Source organism: Acinetobacter pittii ANC 4050 (assembly GCF_000399685.1).
In the GTDB taxonomy this organism is placed as follows: Bacteria; Pseudomonadota; Gammaproteobacteria; order Pseudomonadales; family Moraxellaceae; genus Acinetobacter; species Acinetobacter pittii_E.
The window spans coordinates 3,681,560-3,699,601 of sequence record NZ_KB976987.1; the positions used below are offsets into that span (position 1 = coordinate 3,681,560).

An 18,042-nucleotide genomic window follows, 5' to 3' on the forward strand; every position below is an offset into this window, starting at 1 on the left:
GATTCCTTACATAGTTTGTTATGCACAGGCATATAACACCTTAAAGCCTTGAAGATCAGTTTTAATCTGGCACTGACCAAAGTGCTTCTCAATTAAGATCGGATAGTTTAAAAAACGGTTTGCTACAATCCATAGCTCACCTGATGCCTTTAAATGTTTTTTAGCGTTTTGGCAGAGTCCTTCACTTGCATCATAGTTGGTATGAATACCTTGATGGAAAGGGGGATTACTGACAATGGCATCGAGTTCTGTTGGAGCGTCTGCAATACCTGTAACAGGCTGCAATCTCAACTGGTCTGAACCTATTCCATTTCGACTAAAAGTCATTTCCGTTGACCGTAAAGCGAAAGCATCAATATCTAGGGCATGAATAATATTACTTGAATTTATTTTTGCCAAATAGCAACTGATAATTCCCGCACCACACCCGAAGTCGGCAATTCTACCTGATTTCACCTGATTAAGATAAGGGAGTAAAACAGCAGTTCCGACATCGAGATGATTTTGGCTAAAAACACCCGGAAGGGCACAAATCGTAAGCTCTTGGTCATTCACCTGAACAGTGTAACTTTTAAGCCAACTTTCGAGAGGTTTAAGTTGTTCTGTTTTTTCAATCTTTAAGTGCCATAGCTGACAATGGCGTGCGCTATCGAGTTTAAGGGCTTTACCGAAGCTTTGTAATTGTTTGGCAGCGCGTTCAACACCACCCTTTTTTTCACCCACTAAAAAAACAGACTGGCCAGTTTTCAGATTGCTCATGACTACATGCAGTATGTAATTTAACAGTTCTTTAGATTTGGGAACAAAAATAACGGCTTGATCGAATTCTTGTAATGGGAACTCAACTGAGAAATGTGCATTTGTTCCATTATTTATAAAGCCTTGATAATCAGCATGATTCCACGTCCAAACTGACACATCAGTCTCAGCTGGTAATTGACTGACTAGGGCATCACTCGGTGCATTAATTAACAAGACTCTACCTTTTAAATAGTCTTGTTGTCTCAATACCACTTCACTTCTAGGATCCATGTACATCTCTCATGAAGAAGAATGCCCAGTGGAAACTGGGCAGTAATCAAAATTAAAAAATAGTTATTTGTGTGTTTCAGGGAGGACAACATTTAAAATTAATGCTGCGATACCGCCTGTCGCTACGCCAGAGCTAAAAATATTTTTAAATAATTCTGGTAGGTGTTCCAAAATTTGAGGAACTTGAGCAACACCCAAACCTAGTGCAAGTGAAATTGCGATAATTAAAAGTGCTCGGCGGTCTAAGTGAATAGATGAGAGGATGTTAATACCTGATGCAGCCACGGCACCGAACATGACCATCACAGCGCCTCCTAAAACAGCTTGAGGAACTGCTTGTATTACACCAGCTACTGCGGGGAATAAACCTAATAAAATAAGTAAAGCCGCAATCCAGATACCTACATAACGACTTGCTACGCCAGTGAGTTGGATTACTCCATTATTTTGAGCAAAAACAGAACTAGGGAAGGTGTTAAATAAACCTGCGAGTAAAGAGTTTGCACCATTTACTAAAACACCACCTTTAATACGTTTCATCCATTCAGGACCATTAACAGGTTGGTTTGAAAGTTTACTGGTTGCAGTAACGTCACCAATCGCTTCTAAAGAAGTGACTAAGTAGATAAAAGCCATTGGGATGAATAAGCCCCAAGAAAAGCTTAACCCAAAGTGCATTGGTGTTGGAATTTGTACAAGAGGGGCATCTTTAATACCTGAGAAATCCAGGTGTCCCATAAATCCTGCAAGAATATAACCAATGACTAAAGCAATTAAGATTGCCGAACTTTTAATCCATACCACTCGAATACGATTTAGAATGATAATAATGGCAAGTACGGTACATGACATAATAAGGTTGTCTGCACTTGCAAAAGTATGGTCTTGCATGGCTTGGTAGCCACCACCCATGCTAATCAAGCCTTCCTTAATAAGCGTTAAGCCAATTAATAAAACAACAATACCGGTTACTAAAGGAGTAATTAGTCTTTTTACCCATGGAAGAATCTGGGAAACACCCATTTCAATGAATGAGCCAGCAATTACTACACCGAAAATTGCAGCCATAACTTGGTTTACTGGCGTTCCAGCAGCCACCATTGCACTACCAATACCAATAATTGGACCAATAAAGTTAAAACTTGTGCCTTGAACAATCAAAAGACCTGCACCAAACGGGCCGACTTTTTTACATTGTAAAAATGTAGCAATACCGGAAATCACCAAAGACATCGATAAAATCATGTTGGTTTCGGTACGTGACACACCTAAAGCTAAACAAATTAAAAGCCCAGGTGTAACAATTGGTACAATAATCGCAAGTAAATGCTGGAACGCTGCTAAAAAAGCGACCAAAGGTTTTGGACGATCATCTAAGCCATAAACGAGGTCAAGATGGTCTTGAGAGTGTTGATTGGACATGGGTGTAGGTACGCCGCAATTTCGCAAATTGGCGCTATTCTAATCGAGATACCTATCTTTACAAAACGAAATACAGGCTATTAGAAAATTTTTTTGTCAATGTCAATAAACTGTCACTACTCAAGAGTAGTGTTTTTCTGTATAATTTGCCCTCAAATTTCAGGCGTTTCGAATTTTCATGTCAGATATCAAAAATCTCCGTAATATCGCAATTATTGCGCACGTCGACCACGGGAAAACCACACTTGTCGATAAACTACTTCAGCAATCTGGTGCTCTCGGTGAACGAGCAGGCGAGATTGAGCGTGTCATGGACTCAAATGCGCTTGAAAGTGAACGTGGTATTACCATTCTTGCAAAAAACACTTCTATTACTTGGTTAGATAAACGTACTGATACAACTTACCGTATCAATATCGTGGATACCCCGGGACACGCCGACTTCGGTGGTGAAGTAGAACGTGTAATGTCGATGGTTGACTGCGTATTACTTTTAGTTGACTCTCAAGAAGGCCCAATGCCACAAACTCGTTTTGTGACACAAAAAGCCTTTGCTCGTGGTTTAAAACCAATTGTTATTATTAACAAAGTAGACAAACCAAGTGCGCGTCCAGATTGGGTTATTGATCAAGTATTTGATTTATTTGATAACCTTGGTGCAACTGATGAGCAATTAGATTTCCCAATCGTTTATGCATCAGGTTTACGTGGTGTAGCGGGTCCTGCTCCTGAAGAACTTGCAGAAGACATGACTCCGTTGTTTGAAACGATTGTAGACATCGTTGAACCACCAGCAGTTGATGTTGATGGTCCATTCCAAATGCAGATTTCATCACTTGACTATAACAGCTTCGTAGGTGTTATCGGTGTTGGTCGTATTCAACGTGGTTCAGTAAAATTAAATACTCCTGTTACTGTAATTGACAAAGAAGGCAATACACGTAACGGTCGTATCTTAAAAATCATGGGTTACCATGGTTTAGAGCGTATCGATGTTGAATCAGCATCTGCTGGTGATATCGTATGTATTACTGGTATCGACGCACTTAACATTTCTGACACGATTTGTGATCCGAAAAATGTTGAAGCATTACCAGCTTTATCTGTAGATGAACCTACAGTATCTATGACTTTCCAAGTAAACAACTCTCCGTTTGCTGGTAAAGAAGGTAAATTCGTAACTTCACGTAATATCCGTGAACGTCTTGACCGCGAATTAATTCATAACGTAGCGTTACGTGTTGAAGATACTGACAGTCCAGACCGTTTCAAAGTATCTGGCCGTGGTGAACTTCACCTTTCAGTTTTAATTGAAAACATGCGTCGCGAAGGCTTTGAAATGGGCGTATCACGTCCACAAGTAATCATCAAAGAAATTGATGGTGAAAGACAAGAGCCTTACGAAAACGTAACTTTTGACGTTGAAGAACAGCATCAAGGCGCTGTAATGGAACAAATGGGTCACCGTAAGGGCGAGATGACCAATATGGAAGTTGACGGTAAAGGCCGTATCCGTATTGAAGCAACTGTACCTTCACGTGGTTTGATCGGTTTCCGTTCTGAATTCTTGACCATGACTTCTGGTACAGGGATCATGACTTCAAGCTTCTCGCATTATGGTCCTGTTAAACAAGGTACTGTTGCGAAACGTCAAAACGGTGTATTGATTTCTATGGTTCAAGGTACTTGCTTGGGCTATGCATTGTTCAGCTTACAAGACCGTGGTCGTTTGTTCGCTAAACCACAGTTGGAAGTTTACGAAGGTATGATCGTGGGTATTAACTCTCGTTCAGACGATATGGTTGTAAACCCGACTAAGGCGAAACAATTAACTAACGTTCGTGCATCTGGTACAGATGATGCTTTAACTTTAGTACCTGCAATTGAATATACGCTTGAACAAGCGCTTGAATTCATTGAAGATGACGAATTAGTTGAAGTAACACCTAAATCAATTCGTATCCGTAAGCGTTACTTGACTGAAAATGAACGTAAACGTAACCGTGATAAATAATTTTTCTTAACTGAAAAAGAAAAAACCGCTAAATTAATTTAGCGGTTTTTTTAATCGTTTATTTGAAATTAAATTAGGCTTAAAATCATATTTTTCTTGTAAGAGAATATGTTGTTAAAGTGTGAAATAGCTTTCTTTTTTTGATAAAAATATTAAATTATCAATATCATGGCGAGTACTATCTAATCCGATAAGATGCCAATGAAAAAGAAAAATATGATGTATTTCGACCCCCGACATCTGGAGATGTTTAGATGAGTATTATTCAAGAATTTAAAGAATTTGCCATTAAAGGCAATATGATGGATTTAGCCATTGGTGTGATTATTGGTGGTGCTTTTGGCAAAATCGTGGACTCTTTAGTTAAAGATATCATCATGCCGCTTATCACTGTAATTACTGGTGGTGGTGTTGATTTCTCTCAAAAGTTTATTGTGTTAGGTTCAAACCCTAACAATTTACAATCTTTAGATGCCTTACAAAAAGCAGGTATCAACGTATTAACTTATGGTAACTTTCTCACCATTCTAATTAACTTCCTGATTTTAGCTTGGGTTGTATTCTTGATGGTGAAATTATTAAACAGACTTCGCCGTGATAAGAATGAGCCAGAAGCTCCAGCTGCAACTCCTGAAGATGTTCAGTTATTGCGTGAAATTCGTGATGAGTTGAAAAAACAAGCTTAATAAAATTTGAAATAAAAAACGGTACCAAGAGTACCGTTTTTTATTAATGAGTATTTTATGCTGAACTATAGATATTGTTAAAATTATCAAAGTACAGATATGCTTAATTGCGTATATTTAAAAAGGATATAAATAAATGAATCAGCTTTTTGTGTATGGCACTTTATGTCCAAATCAAGCAAACGCTCATATTTTAGAGCAGATTGGTGGTGACTGGACGAAAGCAAGTGTACGAGGAGTGATCCATATTTTAGATTGGGGGCCAGATAAAGGTTTAAAAGCGCTTGAGTTAGATTCGCAAGCAGATTGGGTGGAAGGTTATGTGTTTAGCACAGAAAAACTTACCGAAAACTGGCAGATGCTAGATGATTTTGAAGGTTTTCAATATCAGCGTGTAATCGCAGATGTAAAACTAGAATCAGGAGAAATCATTAAAGCTTGGACCTATCAAATGAATGTTCATGCTAAAAATATTTAAATTAAAAAATTATTTTATAACTATCGTTTTACTTTTTTGATGTAATTTTTAGGAAATAAAATATTTAAGGCTCTATTTGAGCCTTTTCAAATTAGTCTAATACTCTCCAATTTATTTCTCATAACTAAACCTCCTTTTATCCAACCTTGCTTGGAATATAAGTAAGCGTGGAAAACTCACGCTTAAAAAGGAATTTTAAATGAAGAAGTCTCCTTGGATGATTGGAGTAACGCTGTATGTCATATCACAACTTATTTTTGCTGCTGAAATTGGAGGATATGTACGTACAGGCATAGGAGCTACCGAAAGTGGAGAAATACAAGAATGTTTTCAACTTACTGGTGCGCCTTCAAAATACCGTCTTGGAAATGAATGTGAACAATATGCAGAGCTATTTGCTAAACAGAGTCTACTAAAACTGAATGATAATTCTGAGATTACTATTAATGGAATGCTTCAATTTTATAACCAGTATGGTCAAAGCCTAAGTTTTCGTGGTGATGATGGGTATACTCGCTTAAACCAGATCTATCTAGATTGGAAAAATATTTCTTATTTAAATGGCGCAAATATTTGGCTAGGAAGAAGATTTTATAATCGAAATGATATTCATATATCTGATTTATTCTATTGGAACCAAAGTGGAACAGGATTTGGTATCGATAATTATAAGATTAATGATCTGTCATTGAGCTATATTTTCTCTAGAAAAGATAATGTATTTCAGAAAAATTATATTAATAGACATGATTTTACCGTAAAAGACATTCAGCTAAACGATACAAACAAACTGAATACGGGATTATCTATCATTGATGCAGATCATACAGGGTGGGCTTTAACTTTGCAGAATATAACGTCGAATGTCTTAAATGGTAAAAATACAATCGCTTTGCAGTATGGCGAAGGAGCGGGTATGGGACTAAGTTATACCGGCAATCCGGAGCTAGATAGAGATAACTCTTCTTTAAGGTTTATTGAAGTTTTAGATTGGGATTCTGAAAATAAGCGTTTCAATGGACAAGCTCAATTTCTATATCAAAAAGATAAGTATAAAAATCAGCATGACAGTGAATGGTTTTCGATAGGTTCTCGGTTGGCTTATGTTGTACACGATCATTTTAAAATATCGACCGAAATTGGCTTTGATCAGATAGACAGTAACGATCAAAATCGAAATCTAACCAAGTTAACTATTGCACCCACGTGGTCACTAAAAGGGACAGGATTTTACGATAGACCTGAGCTTCGCTTGTATTATACCTATGCCTTTTGGAACAAAGATGAACAGAATCTGAGAGACCGTTTATATCCTGACAGTGATTTTTATAACACAGGACATGGGTCAAATTTTGGCATGCAACTAGAATATTGGTGGTAAATTTAAAAGATAAAAGAGGTTGATAATGACCTCTTTTGTTGAGTAACTAGGCTATCGTTTATTAAGTTAAATTATCTTTATAGAGAGCTTGAGAGGAAACTATCGTAAGCTACCCATTCTGAATTTAACTTCTAAAAGATGATAGCCAAATTGGCTTTTGATTGGACCTTGTAGCACACGTTCAGCAGCTGTAAAAACAACTTTATCAATAACAGGCACCAATTGCCCTTTTTTGACTTCGCCAAGTTCACCACCACGCTTTGCCGAGTTACAGGTAGAATATTGTTTAGCAAGCTTGGCAAAATCAGCACCACTTTGTAGCTTCTTTTTTAGCTGTTCGGCTAAGTCTTTATCTTTGACTAAAATATGTCGGACAATTGCTGTTTGCATGTTGTCTTCCTCCAAAAAATTAAGGCTTTCTCAGCTTTTTAAGCGGTTGGCACTGTGGGCAAAATACGCTGGCACGCTGACCAAGTTTCAAGTTTTCTAATGGGGTTTCACAGTTAACACACATTTCTCCAGCACGACCATAAGCAAGCAATGTTTGCTGGAAATAACCATTTTCTCCCATGGCATTGCTGTAGTCTCGTAAAGTCGAGCCACCCAACTCAATTGCCGACTTTAAAATACGTTTAATCTCGACAACCAGTTTCTCAATTTGTTGCATGCTTAAGTCACCAGCGGGCTGGGCTGGGTGAATACCCACATTAAACAAGCTTTCGGTTGCATAGATATTGCCTACACCGACTACAACATGGTTATCCATAAGTGCAATTTTTATGCCGACAGCTTTGTTTTTAAGTTTGGAAGCTAGATATTCTGCATGAAAGTCGTTACTTAAAGGTTCAGGCCCTAAAGTATCTATCAGTTTGCCTTGAGTTTCTGGGTTAAGCCAAAGAATACAGCCAAAACGACGTGGGTCATGATAGCGTAACTGTTGATCTTCAAATTGAATAATCAGATGATCATGTTTTCTCAGTTCATCGTTCGGTTGACACAGGCGAAAGCTACCTGACATTCCTAAATGCCAAAGCATTTGATCTTGTTCAAATTCTGCCAAAATATATTTTGAACGTCGATTTAAGCCAATCAGACGTTGTCCAACAAGTTTTTGAACATCATCTGGTATAGGCCAACGTAAACTTGGGTTACGTACCTCTATACTTTGAACTTTTTGATTCAATAGCGGAAATAAACTGGTTTTGGTTGTTTCGACTTCGGGTAACTCAGGCATGCCAACTCGCAGAATTAACAGATATACTGGATTAATCAAGTATAACGTGTGGTATGTAATATTTCAGAGATTACTATGTCAGATATTTTACCATTAAGCTGGTTTCAACGTGAAACCTCAGAAGTGGCTTATGATTTAATCGGTTGCGTATTGTGTAAGCGGCAATCTGATGGTCAAGTCATCCGCTCTACAATTAGTGAAACAGAAGCTTATTTGGGTGTTCGCGATAAAGCTTGCCATAGCTACAATGATAAACGGACAGCACGAACAGATGTAATGTATCGCCCTGGTGGTACGATTTATGTCTATTTAATTTATGGCATGTATGAAATGCTTAATCTTATTACTCAGACAGAAGGTATTCCTGAAGGGGTAATGATTCGTTCTGCATTTTTAAGTGGTGCTTCAACCAAAAAAGATTATAAGCTTTTGGCTGGACCGGGCAAATTGACCCGTTATTTAGGCATTGATCGATCTTTAAAAGGCCAGACTTTGGGTGAAGAATCTGGTTTGTGGGTGGAAGCAGCATCAACACAGCCAGAAGTGGTATTGACGCCACGTATTGGAATTGATTATGCCGAAGAGGCAAAAGATTGGCCTGAACGATATTGCTGGAAAGATCATCCATCTTTGAGTCGATAATTTTAATCTGGAAGTAAATTTTTGGATATTGATGAGGATTGTTCCAGATTTACAACAATACAGACCGAATTCAATAGCCAGACAAGACACTGCTTTTGTTATCATAACTACAATATAAACAAAGGAAATAAGCATGTCATTATTACGCTTAGACCGACTTCATTACTGTATTTTGATGAGTATGGGCTGTATTTCTAGCCCGATTGTGTGGGCAGAAGACTTAAATTCAGACGTGGCCAAATTGCCAACTTTACATGTGGAAGCGACACGTACCGATACAACCTATTTGCAAACACCAGCTTCGGTTTTTCGAATAGATGCACCTCAAGCTGATACTTCTTCACAAGTAAATTTAACTGAAGTTGTGAAGGGTGTCCCGAGTTTACAGCTTCGCAATCGTGAAAATTATGCTCAAGATTTACAACTGTCTATGCGTGGTTTTGGTGCACGTTCTACTTTTGGTGTCCGTGGTATTCGTCTATATGTGGATGGTATTCCTGCGACAATGCCAGATGGACAAGGCCAAACGTCTAATATCGATTTAAGTAGTTTGGATCATGTTGAAGTTCTAACAGGACCTTTTTCTTCACTTTATGGAAACTCATCGGGCGGGACAATTTTAACGACTACTAAAGAAGGGCAAGGGAAGGACTCAATTGAGCTGAGCTATTCGGGAGGCAGCCACGATAAAAGCAGAGCAGGACTCGTGCTACAAGGCGGGGCAAAGGGCGCGAATGAACCAAGCTATGTTATTAGTTCATCATATTTCGATACGGATGGTTACCGAGAACATAGCGGTGCAGAAAAAGTATTAAACAATGCAAAGCTCAGTTGGAATCTTGATGATGGTAGTAAAATCAACTGGGTGACCAACTATGTCAAAATCCATGCAGACGATCCGCAGGGCTTGACCCGTGATCAGTGGAATGCCAATCCGAAGCAACAAGTCCCATTTTTAAAGCAATTTAATGTCCGTAAAGATATTGAGCAGACTCAAACGGGTGTGACTTGGTCTAAACCGATTAATGACCATAATGAGCTTTATGCGATGGCATATTTAGGTAATCGCCAAGTGACTCAATATCAATCTATTCCTAAGTCAACACAAGATGCGAATGTAAACCATGCGGGTGGAGTGATTGATTTTGAGCGTAATTATTATGGTGCCGATTTCCGTTGGACAGGTAAAGAGTTGCTTTCAAATACCACTGTAAGCGTTGGTGTTGCACTTGATGCAATGGATGAAGACCGTAAAGGTTTCGAAAACTTTAATTTAGTAAACGGTCAGCCTTCTTATGGCGTCAAAGGTAATCTACGCCGTGATGAAGACAATACTTTGTGGAATATTGACCCCTATTTGCAAGCTTCATGGCAGTTCTTACCAACATGGCGTTTAGATACAGGTGTACGCTATAGCAATGTCCACTATAAGTCGGAAGATAACTATTTAAGCAATGGCGATGATAGTGGTAAGACTGATTATAATAAAGTTTTACCTTCTACTGCTTTAAGCTGGCAAATTATACCTGAGCTTATGGCCTATGTAAGTTATGCCAAAGGCTTTGAAACACCCACTTTTACTGAAATGGCATATCGACCAGACGGCAAAAGTGGTTTTAATTTTGATTTAACGGCATCAACAAGCGATACCTATGAAACGGGCTTAAAATCACAAAACTATTTAGGTGATTTTACTTTGGCGGTATTCCAGACTAAAACCAAAGATGACATCGTTTCTGCTGGAAGCTCAAATGGCCGATCAACTTTCCGCAATGCAGATAAAACCTTGCGTGAGGGGGTAGAATTTGCATGGAATAAAAAGTTATGGAGAGATTTAACAGCGACTGCAAGCTATACATATTTAGATGCAACTTTTGATGCTGATATTCCAGCTTTAGGGAATATTGCTCAAATTCCATCAGGCAATGCCATTCCTGGAATTGCCAAAAACCAAGCTTATGCCTCTTTGGCTTGGCAGCCATCGCACGGTCTATATGGTGGTGTAGATGTACAGTATATGGATAAAGTATACGTGAATGATACCAACAGTGACGCAGCACCGAGCTACAGTGTAACCTCAGCTAATGTTGGTTATGTATGGGTAATGGGCGATTGGAAAGTGAATAGCTTTGCCCGTGTCGATAACCTATTTGATAAAAACTATGCAGGTTCAGTGATCGTAAATGATGGTAATGGACGCTACTTTGAACCAGCGGATGGACGTAACTGGAGTGCAGGTTTACGTGTAATTAAGCAATTCTAGGAATTAAAAATGGCAAAATTATTTGAAACGGTTAACTTTGGTTCACTACAACTGGTCAATAGAATTGTAATTGCTCCGATGTGCCAATATTCGGCAACAGATGACGGTGAAATTACCTATTGGCATGAACAGCAATGGGCAAATTATGCATTGTCTGGTGCAGGGCTCTGTATTGTGGAGGCGACTGCTGTACAGCCTGAAGGTCGAATTAGCTATGCTGACCTTGGACTGTGGAATGATCAGCAACGTGACCAAATCAAAACGTTGTTAGCTAAGGTTCATACACTTTCACCGATGCCATTTGGAATTCAGTTAGCACATGCAGGCCGTAAAGCATCTACTGAAAAACCGTGGTTAGGTAAAGGTCAGATTGCAAAAGATCAGCCTCATGGTTGGCAAACGGTTGCTCCAAGTGAAAGTACCTTTTCAGTGCATGATGCAGCGCCCCATGCTTTGACCATTGCTGAGATTAAACAAGTTCAACAAGACTTTGCTGCAGCTGCAAAACGTGCAGTAGAGGCTGGATTTGAGTTGATTGAAATTCATGCGGCGCACGGTTACTTACTACATCAATTCTTATCGCCAATTGCGAATCAGCGAACTGATGAATATGGCGGTTCTTTAGAAAACCGTATGCGTATGACCCTTGAGGTTCTTCAGGCAATTAAACTCGCTGTACCAGAAGGTTATCCTGTAGGTGTTAGATTGTCTGCGACCGATTGGTTAGAAAGTATTGAGCATTGGGATATTGAGTCTACAGTGGGTTTATCAAAAGCTTTAGAGCAATTGGGCGCAGCCTACGTGCATGTGTCTAGTGGTGGTTTGCACGAGCATCAATCTATTACGATTGGAGCCGGCTACCAAGTTCCTTTTGCTGAACAAGTCAAAAAGCATGTGTCTATTCCAGTCATTGCTGTAGGGTTAATTACTGAGCCAGACCACGCTGAACAAATTTTGGAAAACCAGCAAGCCGATGCTATTGGTCTTGCTCGTGCAATGTTATATGACCCAAGATGGCCTTGGCATGCAGCAGCCGCTTTAGGTGCAGAAGTTAAAATTGCACCTCAGTATTTGCGTTGCCAACCTCATGGATTAAAACAGCTTTTTAACTCTTTTTAATTGTATTGGGCAAAGTCATCTTTGCCCATTTTTCTTTCGCTAAGTGAGGACGGTCAGTGGTTTTTCAGGTTATTTTACCTATCTTGATATTGCTATTGATGGGCTATATTTGTGTTCTCATCAAATTGGTAACACCTGAACAAATCAGGGCACTTAGCGCATTCGTAATTAAAATCTCCTTACCCGCATTTTTAATTCACTCATTGGCGAATAAAAATTTACAAGATATTTGGCATCCCGCTTATTTTATTGCTTATGGCGGAGGGTCCTTAATTTTATTTTTCTTGGCTTTCATTCTCTATCGAAAATATTTTAAAAATAGCTTAACTCATAGCGCCGTCATCTCGATGGGTGCATCTATGTCCAATACTGGATTTATGGGAACGGCTATTTTGACCATGCTGATAGGTAATCATGCTGCGATCTATATTTCTTTAACACTTATTATTGAAAATTTATTGATTGTCGCACTCATGTTGATTTTGGCCGAAGCTGGTTTACATCAACAACAAAATCTTTTGCCGCTTTTAAAACAGACTTTTTTAAACTTACTTAAGAATCCTGTCATTATTGCTATTTTGGTTGGGATGGGATGCATTCTTTTAGATGTTAACCTTCCTACAACGCTTGATCAATCACTTGAGTTACTTGGGCGTACAGCTTCACCTTTGGCTTTGTTTGCCATTGGCGGAAGTCTAGTCGGTATTGGAATTACAACAGTAAATATAGAAAGCGTTTTGTTGGCGATATTGAAAGTTATCCTCATGCCATCCGTGATTTTTTCACTCTTTTTGATCACTCCCAATGTAAGTCGTGAAATGCTTTATGCAGGAACATTAATTGCTGCTTTACCAATGCCGATTGCTTTTGGAATTTTTGGACAAGCCTATGGCTTAAATGAAAAAGCATTAACACCGCTTATGATTAGTACGATTGTTGGTTTTATTGGTGTTAGCGGGCTGATTGCTTTGTGGTGGTAAAAGAAAAGCCCCATGAGGGGCTTATATCATTCATTATTTTTTCGGTACTGGCTGTGTTGGAGCATTGGCAGCCTGTTTGCTCTTTTCTGCAATAATCTTATCAACCGAAGCTAACGATTCTTTAGCATTTGGAACATTTTGATTGGCAAGTTCAGTAAAAATCTTTTTGGCCTCAGGTAGATTTTGCGGAATGATATTGCCATTTGCCATCATGGTTGCTAAAGCCATAGAAGCAGGTGCATAACCTTTTTGTGCAATTGACTGTAAAGCCTCAATGCCTTGGCGTTTCATTAAAGGATTTTTATTTTCAACCCCTTGGCTAATATCGTAAAGTGCTTTGACCTGAATCGCAGGGTAGTTGCCTTTTCGAATTAAAGGTGCCAATTTTTGCAGGGCGATTTGATGTGACTGCGGTTTTTTCTGAGCAAATAAAATCGTCGCAATTTTTACAGTTGCATCATCAGAACCTTGAGCAGATGCCTTTTGAACATATTGACTGAATTTATTGCTATCTTTAGCAACACCTAATTCACCAGTCTCATAAATTTGTGCAAGCGTGTAACTTGCTTGGGCGTAGCCTTTATTTGAAGCGTCTTCATAGTATTTAAGGGCTTTAGAAGAGTCTTTTGCTGTACCTTGGCCCATTTGAGTCATATAGCCTAAGTTATAGATAGCTTGGGCATTACCTGATTGGGCTAAGCGTTGCATTTCCTGAAATGCAGCAGAATAATTTTTTGCTGCATAGAGTTGTTCAGCTTGTTTGAAAACATCGGTTTTCGCAGCAGTCGCTGTGTTATCAGCTGCAAAAATTGATGCACTTGAAAGGGTGATTAGGCTTGCGATTAGTAATTTCTTCATTTCTTTTTAACCTTTTACTTCGTAGCTACATCAATCCATTGATGCATTAAAGAGTTTCAATTTCTCATCATAAATATTGATTGATGAAAGTAAACAGCCGATTTGTATATAAAGCACTGCACTTTGGGCAAATTGTGGAGAAAAATACCCACCCACATTCATAAAATGGAGTGGGTAATATTGTTATTTTGCTGACTGAAGTAATGCTTCAATTTGCTTGGCATCAGTTGGTACACCAGAGAGTCTTTGGCCATCTTGCAAGAACAGAGTAGGTGTTCCATCGATATTTAATTTTTGACCTAAAGCGATATTTTTCTGAATTGGGCTTGAGCAACTTTTGCTATTTGTTGGCAATTTGCGATTAAGCATGTAGTTTGTCCAAGCTTCTGCCGGATTTTTTGAACACCAGATTTGATTTGAAACTTTTTCAGCATTTGGATGCAAACTGGTGAGAGGATAAAGGAATACATATACCGTTACGTTATCAACCCCAACCATATTTTGTTCTAGACGCTGGCAATATGGGCAATCAGGGTCACTAAAGATATAGATCGTACGTTCGCCTTTACCTTTTACATATTTAATGGCCTGATTTAATGGCAAACTTTTAACGTCAATCTTACTCAATTCGGCAATTCGTTCTTCAGTCATATTTTTTTGTTGTTTGATGTCGACTAAATTACCAACAAAAAAGTATTTCGCATCTTGGTTTGTATAGACAATGCGACCGCTTGTATACACTTCATAAATACCTTGTACAGGAGATTGATAAACACCTTTTACAGGCAAATCGGGATAATTCGTCTTAAGATTTTGTTCAAGTGTTTTAACATCAGCGTGAGCAGAACCGAAAATAGCCAGACCCAACATGAGTGTAGCAAGTTTAGTTTTCATCTTTTTTCTCTTGAATTACAACAGGGCTAATGATGGCATATAAAGCTTAAAAAATTGACGTTCTAATATAATGAAATCATTAGTGTTTTGTATCTATAAAAAAGCCCACTAACTTAGCAGTGGGCAGTTTGAACTAATAAAAGTTATTATTGTGGTCTTGCTACGTCGCCACTTAAAGCTTCTGGTAACTCAAGAACTTGAACCCCTAACTCTTGAAGAGCAGCAGGTTTAGCTACAACTAAAGCAAGATAGCCTTCATCATTTGCAATACTATTAACGACTTCTACATCGTTATTTAATTGAGTTGCTGAAGCTGGTGCTTCACCTGTACCTTGCACAAGATGTAACCAGTGTTTTGGTTTTGCTTTAAACCAAAGGCGTGCCACAATTTCCTGGCCTAAGTAACAGCCCTTGTCGTAATTGACGCCTTCACGTTGATGTAAACGTAATTCCTGTGGTTGGAATTCATGTTCCGTTGTCTGTGTAATCCAAGCTTGACCAGTCATAATGGCTTGTTTTTGCCATTCAGAAATATCAGTTTCAGCAGTAGTGAACTCAGTTTGATGATTCACTACTTTTGGGAACACAATGCCTTGTTCACTTAAGGTCATTTTTGAAAAGGCGCCATATTTTTTAATGTGCTTGGCAAACTCTTCAGCTTGATCTTGAGTAACTACAATTTCAAAACTTTCAGCATTAATTTTCTTTAGCCATAAGCCAAAGTGAATACGACCTTTAAGATCACAAATAGCTGTATAGCGAGTTGTATTTTCAGCTAAACGTTCAGTATCTACAGTAACTTGGCCTTGTAAAAACTTTTGTGCATCTACACCGTTTAAAGCATATGAGGAGAAAGCGAGCAGACTCATGATTAATCTCAAATTCAATATGTTTCTTTATGATTGCTGACTATTTTGCTCCATTTTTACTAAAAAATCAGCCATAGTTTTCGTAATTTGATTTTGTGCTGTATACCGATTTTTAGTTTAAAAAAACACCAAAAATATACGTTTGGATAAATTGGAAGGTTTAAGCTAATAACGATAATTTCAATAATTTTAGGGAAATTAAAATAAGGAGAATACGATGACAACAGGAACAGTAAAATTTCATCGTGTGTTTAAGGCTCCAGCCGAGCGAGTCTATCGTGCATTTTTAGATCCAGATGCTTTAGTAAAGTGGTTGCCACCCCACGGTTTTACTGCCAAGGTTCATAATTTTGATGCAAATGTTGGTGGCTCATACAAAATGAGCTTTACCAATTTTTCAACAGGTTCAACACATGCTTTTGGTGGAACATATGTGGAATTAATTCCAAATGAATTAATTCGCTACAACGATCAATTCGATGATCCAAATTTACCCGGAACTATGCAAGTCACTATTACATTAAAAACGGTAATGGTGGGTACAGAAGTGCACATTACACAAGAAGGAATACCTGAAGTTATTCCTGTAGAAGCCTGCTACTTAGGATGGCAAGAATCACTATCTTTACTCACGTTATTAGTTGAAGCTGAAATTCCAGACCAATAAAAAGTTATTTTTAGAGTCACATATAAAAGTGAGTAGATTTATTTCTGCTCACTTTTTCTTTTTGAGCTTTATTCTAAATGAATAAAATATAGAATAATTTTATAACTCCAAAATATAAGTTGTATGCAGAGAAAAACGATGGATATACATATTAAAAGAATTTATGAAAAGGCCGACCCTAGTGACGGTAAGCGAATTTTGGTTGACCGCCTATGGAGCAGGGGAATTAGTAAAGAGAATGCTCATTTAGATTTGTGGCTAAAAGAAGTGGCTCCTTCAACTGAACTTAGAAAATGGTTCCATGCTGCAACGCCAGATCATTGGGAAGAATTTAAGCAGCGTTATTTAAAAGAGCTTGAAACCAACTCCACAGTTGAAGAGCTGCAAAAGATTGTAGCTGAGCATACAGTTACGCTTTTATATTCAGCAAAAGATGTTGAAAATAACCATGCAATTATTTTGAAAGAATATTTATTAAGTAAAAACTTAAAATGAATATATAAATTTTTTTTTGGTAAAAGTCTTTTATTTAAAACTTTAAAAAATGAGTGGTATCTCGCATAATATACTTTTTGAGATTTTTTTCATGTCTTTGCCAAACTGCCCAAAATGCCAATCAGAATATACTTACCAAGATGGCGACTTATTGATTTGTCCTGAATGTTCACATGAGTGGAAAGAAGGAGAAGCATCGCTTACTGAAGAACAAGAAATTATTAAAGATGCGAATGGAAATGTCTTGGCAGATGGCGACAGCGTCACTGTAATTAAAGACTTAAAAATTAAAGGTTCATCTTCAGTCGTTAAAGTCGGTACAAAGGTAAAAACGATTCGTTTAGTTCCAGATGCAAGTGATGGCCATAATATTGATTGCAAAATTGATGGCATTGGTCAGATGAAATTAAAATCTGAATTTGTAAAAAAAGCTTAAACTGTTAATTATTATTACATTTCAGCAGAGATAGATGTATATATCTCTGCTTTTTAAATTTCTAACATCATTCTAATTTTATTACGAAAAAGTATAAAAAATGGGCTATTCAAGGAATAATTGGGGCTTTATATTGTTATTAATAACAAAAAACTTTCGTCCAGAATAATAACGAAAGTCATACCCACACCAACAAAAAAATGAGGTTTTTATGGCAGGATGGTACGAAATTTCACAAGCGAGTGATGGACAATATCGCTTTATCCTAAAGGCAGGTAATGGTGAACCTATTTTAAATAGCGAGCTATATAAGGCAAAAGCCTCTGCTGTAAATGGTATTGAATCAATTCAGAAAAATAGTGGTGATGACGCCCGATATGAGCGTTTAACTGCAAAGAATGGAAAACCTTACTTCAATTTAAAAGCTGCAAATCATCAAATTATTGGCACGAGTCAGTTCTATGCAAGTGAAGCTTCACGAGATAAAGGAATTGAGTCGGTTAAAAACAATGGTTCATCGACAACTATTAAAGACTTAACGGTTCAGGCATAAAGTTGAGTTAAAAAAAGCA

At 38.0% G+C, this 18,042-nt stretch carries 20 protein-coding genes; 12 read left to right on the forward strand and 8 right to left on the reverse strand.

Annotated features, from left to right (window positions below):
- Window positions 1-18: 18 nt before the first annotated feature.
- Both rsmC and yicE read right to left on the reverse strand, forming a co-directional pair.
- Entirely contained in the window at window positions 19-1,032 is a 1,014-nt protein-coding gene (gene rsmC / locus F931_RS21100; RefSeq protein ID WP_016143110.1) for a methyltransferase, read from the reverse strand.
- Between the two features lie 63 nt (window positions 1,033-1,095).
- Window positions 1,096-2,454, reverse strand: coding sequence for a uracil-xanthine permease family protein (gene yicE, locus F931_RS21105; protein WP_016143111.1), 1,359 nt, complete (start codon window positions 2,452-2,454; stop codon window positions 1,096-1,098).
- A 178-nt stretch (window positions 2,455-2,632) separates the two neighbouring features.
- Between yicE and typA the strand changes: the two genes are divergently transcribed.
- The 4 genes from typA to lamB all read left to right on the forward strand — a co-directional run bounded on the left by typA (window position 2,633) and on the right by lamB (window position 7,013).
- Window positions 2,633-4,468: a translational GTPase TypA gene (gene typA, locus F931_RS21110; RefSeq protein ID WP_002116501.1), complete on the forward strand. Its 1,836-nt coding sequence runs from the start codon at window positions 2,633-2,635 to the stop codon at window positions 4,466-4,468.
- Between the two features lie 254 nt (window positions 4,469-4,722).
- On the forward strand, window positions 4,723-5,154 hold the full coding sequence (mscL, locus tag F931_RS21115; RefSeq protein ID WP_016143112.1) for a large conductance mechanosensitive channel protein MscL: 432 nt from the start codon (window positions 4,723-4,725) through the stop codon (window positions 5,152-5,154).
- Between the two features lie 136 nt (window positions 5,155-5,290).
- The gene (locus F931_RS21120; protein WP_016143113.1) at window positions 5,291-5,632 is read left to right on the forward strand and encodes a gamma-glutamylcyclotransferase family protein; all 342 of its coding nucleotides are present in this window, start codon (window positions 5,291-5,293) and stop codon (window positions 5,630-5,632) included.
- Between the two features lie 199 nt (window positions 5,633-5,831).
- Window positions 5,832-7,013, forward strand: coding sequence for a maltoporin (lamB, locus tag F931_RS21125; protein WP_016143114.1), 1,182 nt, complete (start codon window positions 5,832-5,834; stop codon window positions 7,011-7,013).
- A gap of 99 nt (window positions 7,014-7,112) precedes the next feature.
- Here the strand turns inward: lamB and ppiC are convergent, their stop codons facing one another.
- Together ppiC and mutM are read right to left on the reverse strand one after the other, a co-directional pair.
- On the reverse strand, window positions 7,113-7,403 hold the full coding sequence (gene ppiC / locus F931_RS21130) for a peptidylprolyl isomerase (RefSeq protein ID WP_002051379.1): 291 nt from the start codon (window positions 7,401-7,403) through the stop codon (window positions 7,113-7,115).
- A 19-nt stretch (window positions 7,404-7,422) separates the two neighbouring features.
- Window positions 7,423-8,247, reverse strand: coding sequence for a bifunctional DNA-formamidopyrimidine glycosylase/DNA-(apurinic or apyrimidinic site) lyase (mutM, locus tag F931_RS21135; RefSeq protein ID WP_016143115.1), 825 nt, complete (start codon window positions 8,245-8,247; stop codon window positions 7,423-7,425).
- A gap of 75 nt (window positions 8,248-8,322) precedes the next feature.
- On the opposite strand from mutM, the gene F931_RS21140 reads away from it, so the two are divergent.
- The 4 genes from F931_RS21140 (at window position 8,323) to mdcF (ending at window position 13,251) form a co-directional block, all read left to right on the forward strand.
- Window positions 8,323-8,889, forward strand: coding sequence for a DNA-3-methyladenine glycosylase (locus F931_RS21140; RefSeq protein WP_016143116.1), 567 nt, complete (start codon window positions 8,323-8,325; stop codon window positions 8,887-8,889).
- A gap of 133 nt (window positions 8,890-9,022) precedes the next feature.
- A complete protein-coding gene (yncD, locus tag F931_RS21145) occupies window positions 9,023-11,152 on the forward strand; it encodes a TonB-dependent receptor family protein (RefSeq protein ID WP_016143117.1) in 2,130 nt (709 codons plus the stop codon).
- A gap of 9 nt (window positions 11,153-11,161) precedes the next feature.
- On the forward strand, window positions 11,162-12,271 hold the full coding sequence (locus F931_RS21150) for an NADH:flavin oxidoreductase/NADH oxidase (protein WP_016143118.1): 1,110 nt from the start codon (window positions 11,162-11,164) through the stop codon (window positions 12,269-12,271).
- Window positions 12,272-12,327: 56 nt separating this feature from the next.
- Entirely contained in the window at window positions 12,328-13,251 is a 924-nt protein-coding gene (gene mdcF, locus F931_RS21155; protein ID WP_016143119.1) for an AEC family transporter, read from the forward strand.
- A gap of 33 nt (window positions 13,252-13,284) precedes the next feature.
- Here the strand turns inward: mdcF and ybeQ are convergent, their stop codons facing one another.
- The 4 genes from ybeQ to F931_RS22320 form a co-directional block, all read right to left on the reverse strand.
- The gene (gene ybeQ, locus F931_RS21160) at window positions 13,285-14,109 is read right to left on the reverse strand and encodes a tetratricopeptide repeat protein (protein WP_016143120.1); all 825 of its coding nucleotides are present in this window, start codon (window positions 14,107-14,109) and stop codon (window positions 13,285-13,287) included.
- 183 nt (window positions 14,110-14,292) lie between these two features.
- Window positions 14,293-15,003, reverse strand: coding sequence for a DsbC family protein (locus tag F931_RS21165; RefSeq protein WP_016143121.1), 711 nt, complete (start codon window positions 15,001-15,003; stop codon window positions 14,293-14,295).
- Window positions 15,004-15,149: 146 nt separating this feature from the next.
- Complete coding sequence (locus F931_RS21170) at window positions 15,150-15,872, reverse strand: CAF17-like 4Fe-4S cluster assembly/insertion protein YgfZ (protein WP_016143122.1); 723 nt, start codon at window positions 15,870-15,872, stop codon at window positions 15,150-15,152.
- Window positions 15,873-15,931: 59 nt separating this feature from the next.
- Complete coding sequence (locus F931_RS22320) at window positions 15,932-16,048, reverse strand: hypothetical protein (protein ID WP_080649775.1); 117 nt, start codon at window positions 16,046-16,048, stop codon at window positions 15,932-15,934.
- Window positions 16,049-16,089: 41 nt separating this feature from the next.
- Here F931_RS22320 and F931_RS21175 point away from each other — a divergent pair, with 41 nt between their 5' ends.
- From F931_RS21175 to F931_RS21190, 4 genes are all read left to right on the forward strand, one after another.
- The gene (locus F931_RS21175; protein WP_016143123.1) at window positions 16,090-16,539 is read left to right on the forward strand and encodes an SRPBCC family protein; all 450 of its coding nucleotides are present in this window, start codon (window positions 16,090-16,092) and stop codon (window positions 16,537-16,539) included.
- Between the two features lie 138 nt (window positions 16,540-16,677).
- Window positions 16,678-17,034, forward strand: a complete 357-nt coding sequence (gene yeaO, locus F931_RS21180; protein WP_016143124.1) for a DUF488 domain-containing protein — start codon at window positions 16,678-16,680, stop codon at window positions 17,032-17,034.
- 91 nt (window positions 17,035-17,125) lie between these two features.
- A complete protein-coding gene (phnA, locus tag F931_RS21185) occupies window positions 17,126-17,470 on the forward strand; it encodes a zinc ribbon domain-containing protein YjdM (RefSeq protein ID WP_004789255.1) in 345 nt (114 codons plus the stop codon).
- 211 nt (window positions 17,471-17,681) lie between these two features.
- On the forward strand, window positions 17,682-18,023 hold the full coding sequence (locus F931_RS21190; protein ID WP_016143125.1) for a YegP family protein: 342 nt from the start codon (window positions 17,682-17,684) through the stop codon (window positions 18,021-18,023).
- Window positions 18,024-18,042: the final 19 nt, after the last annotated feature.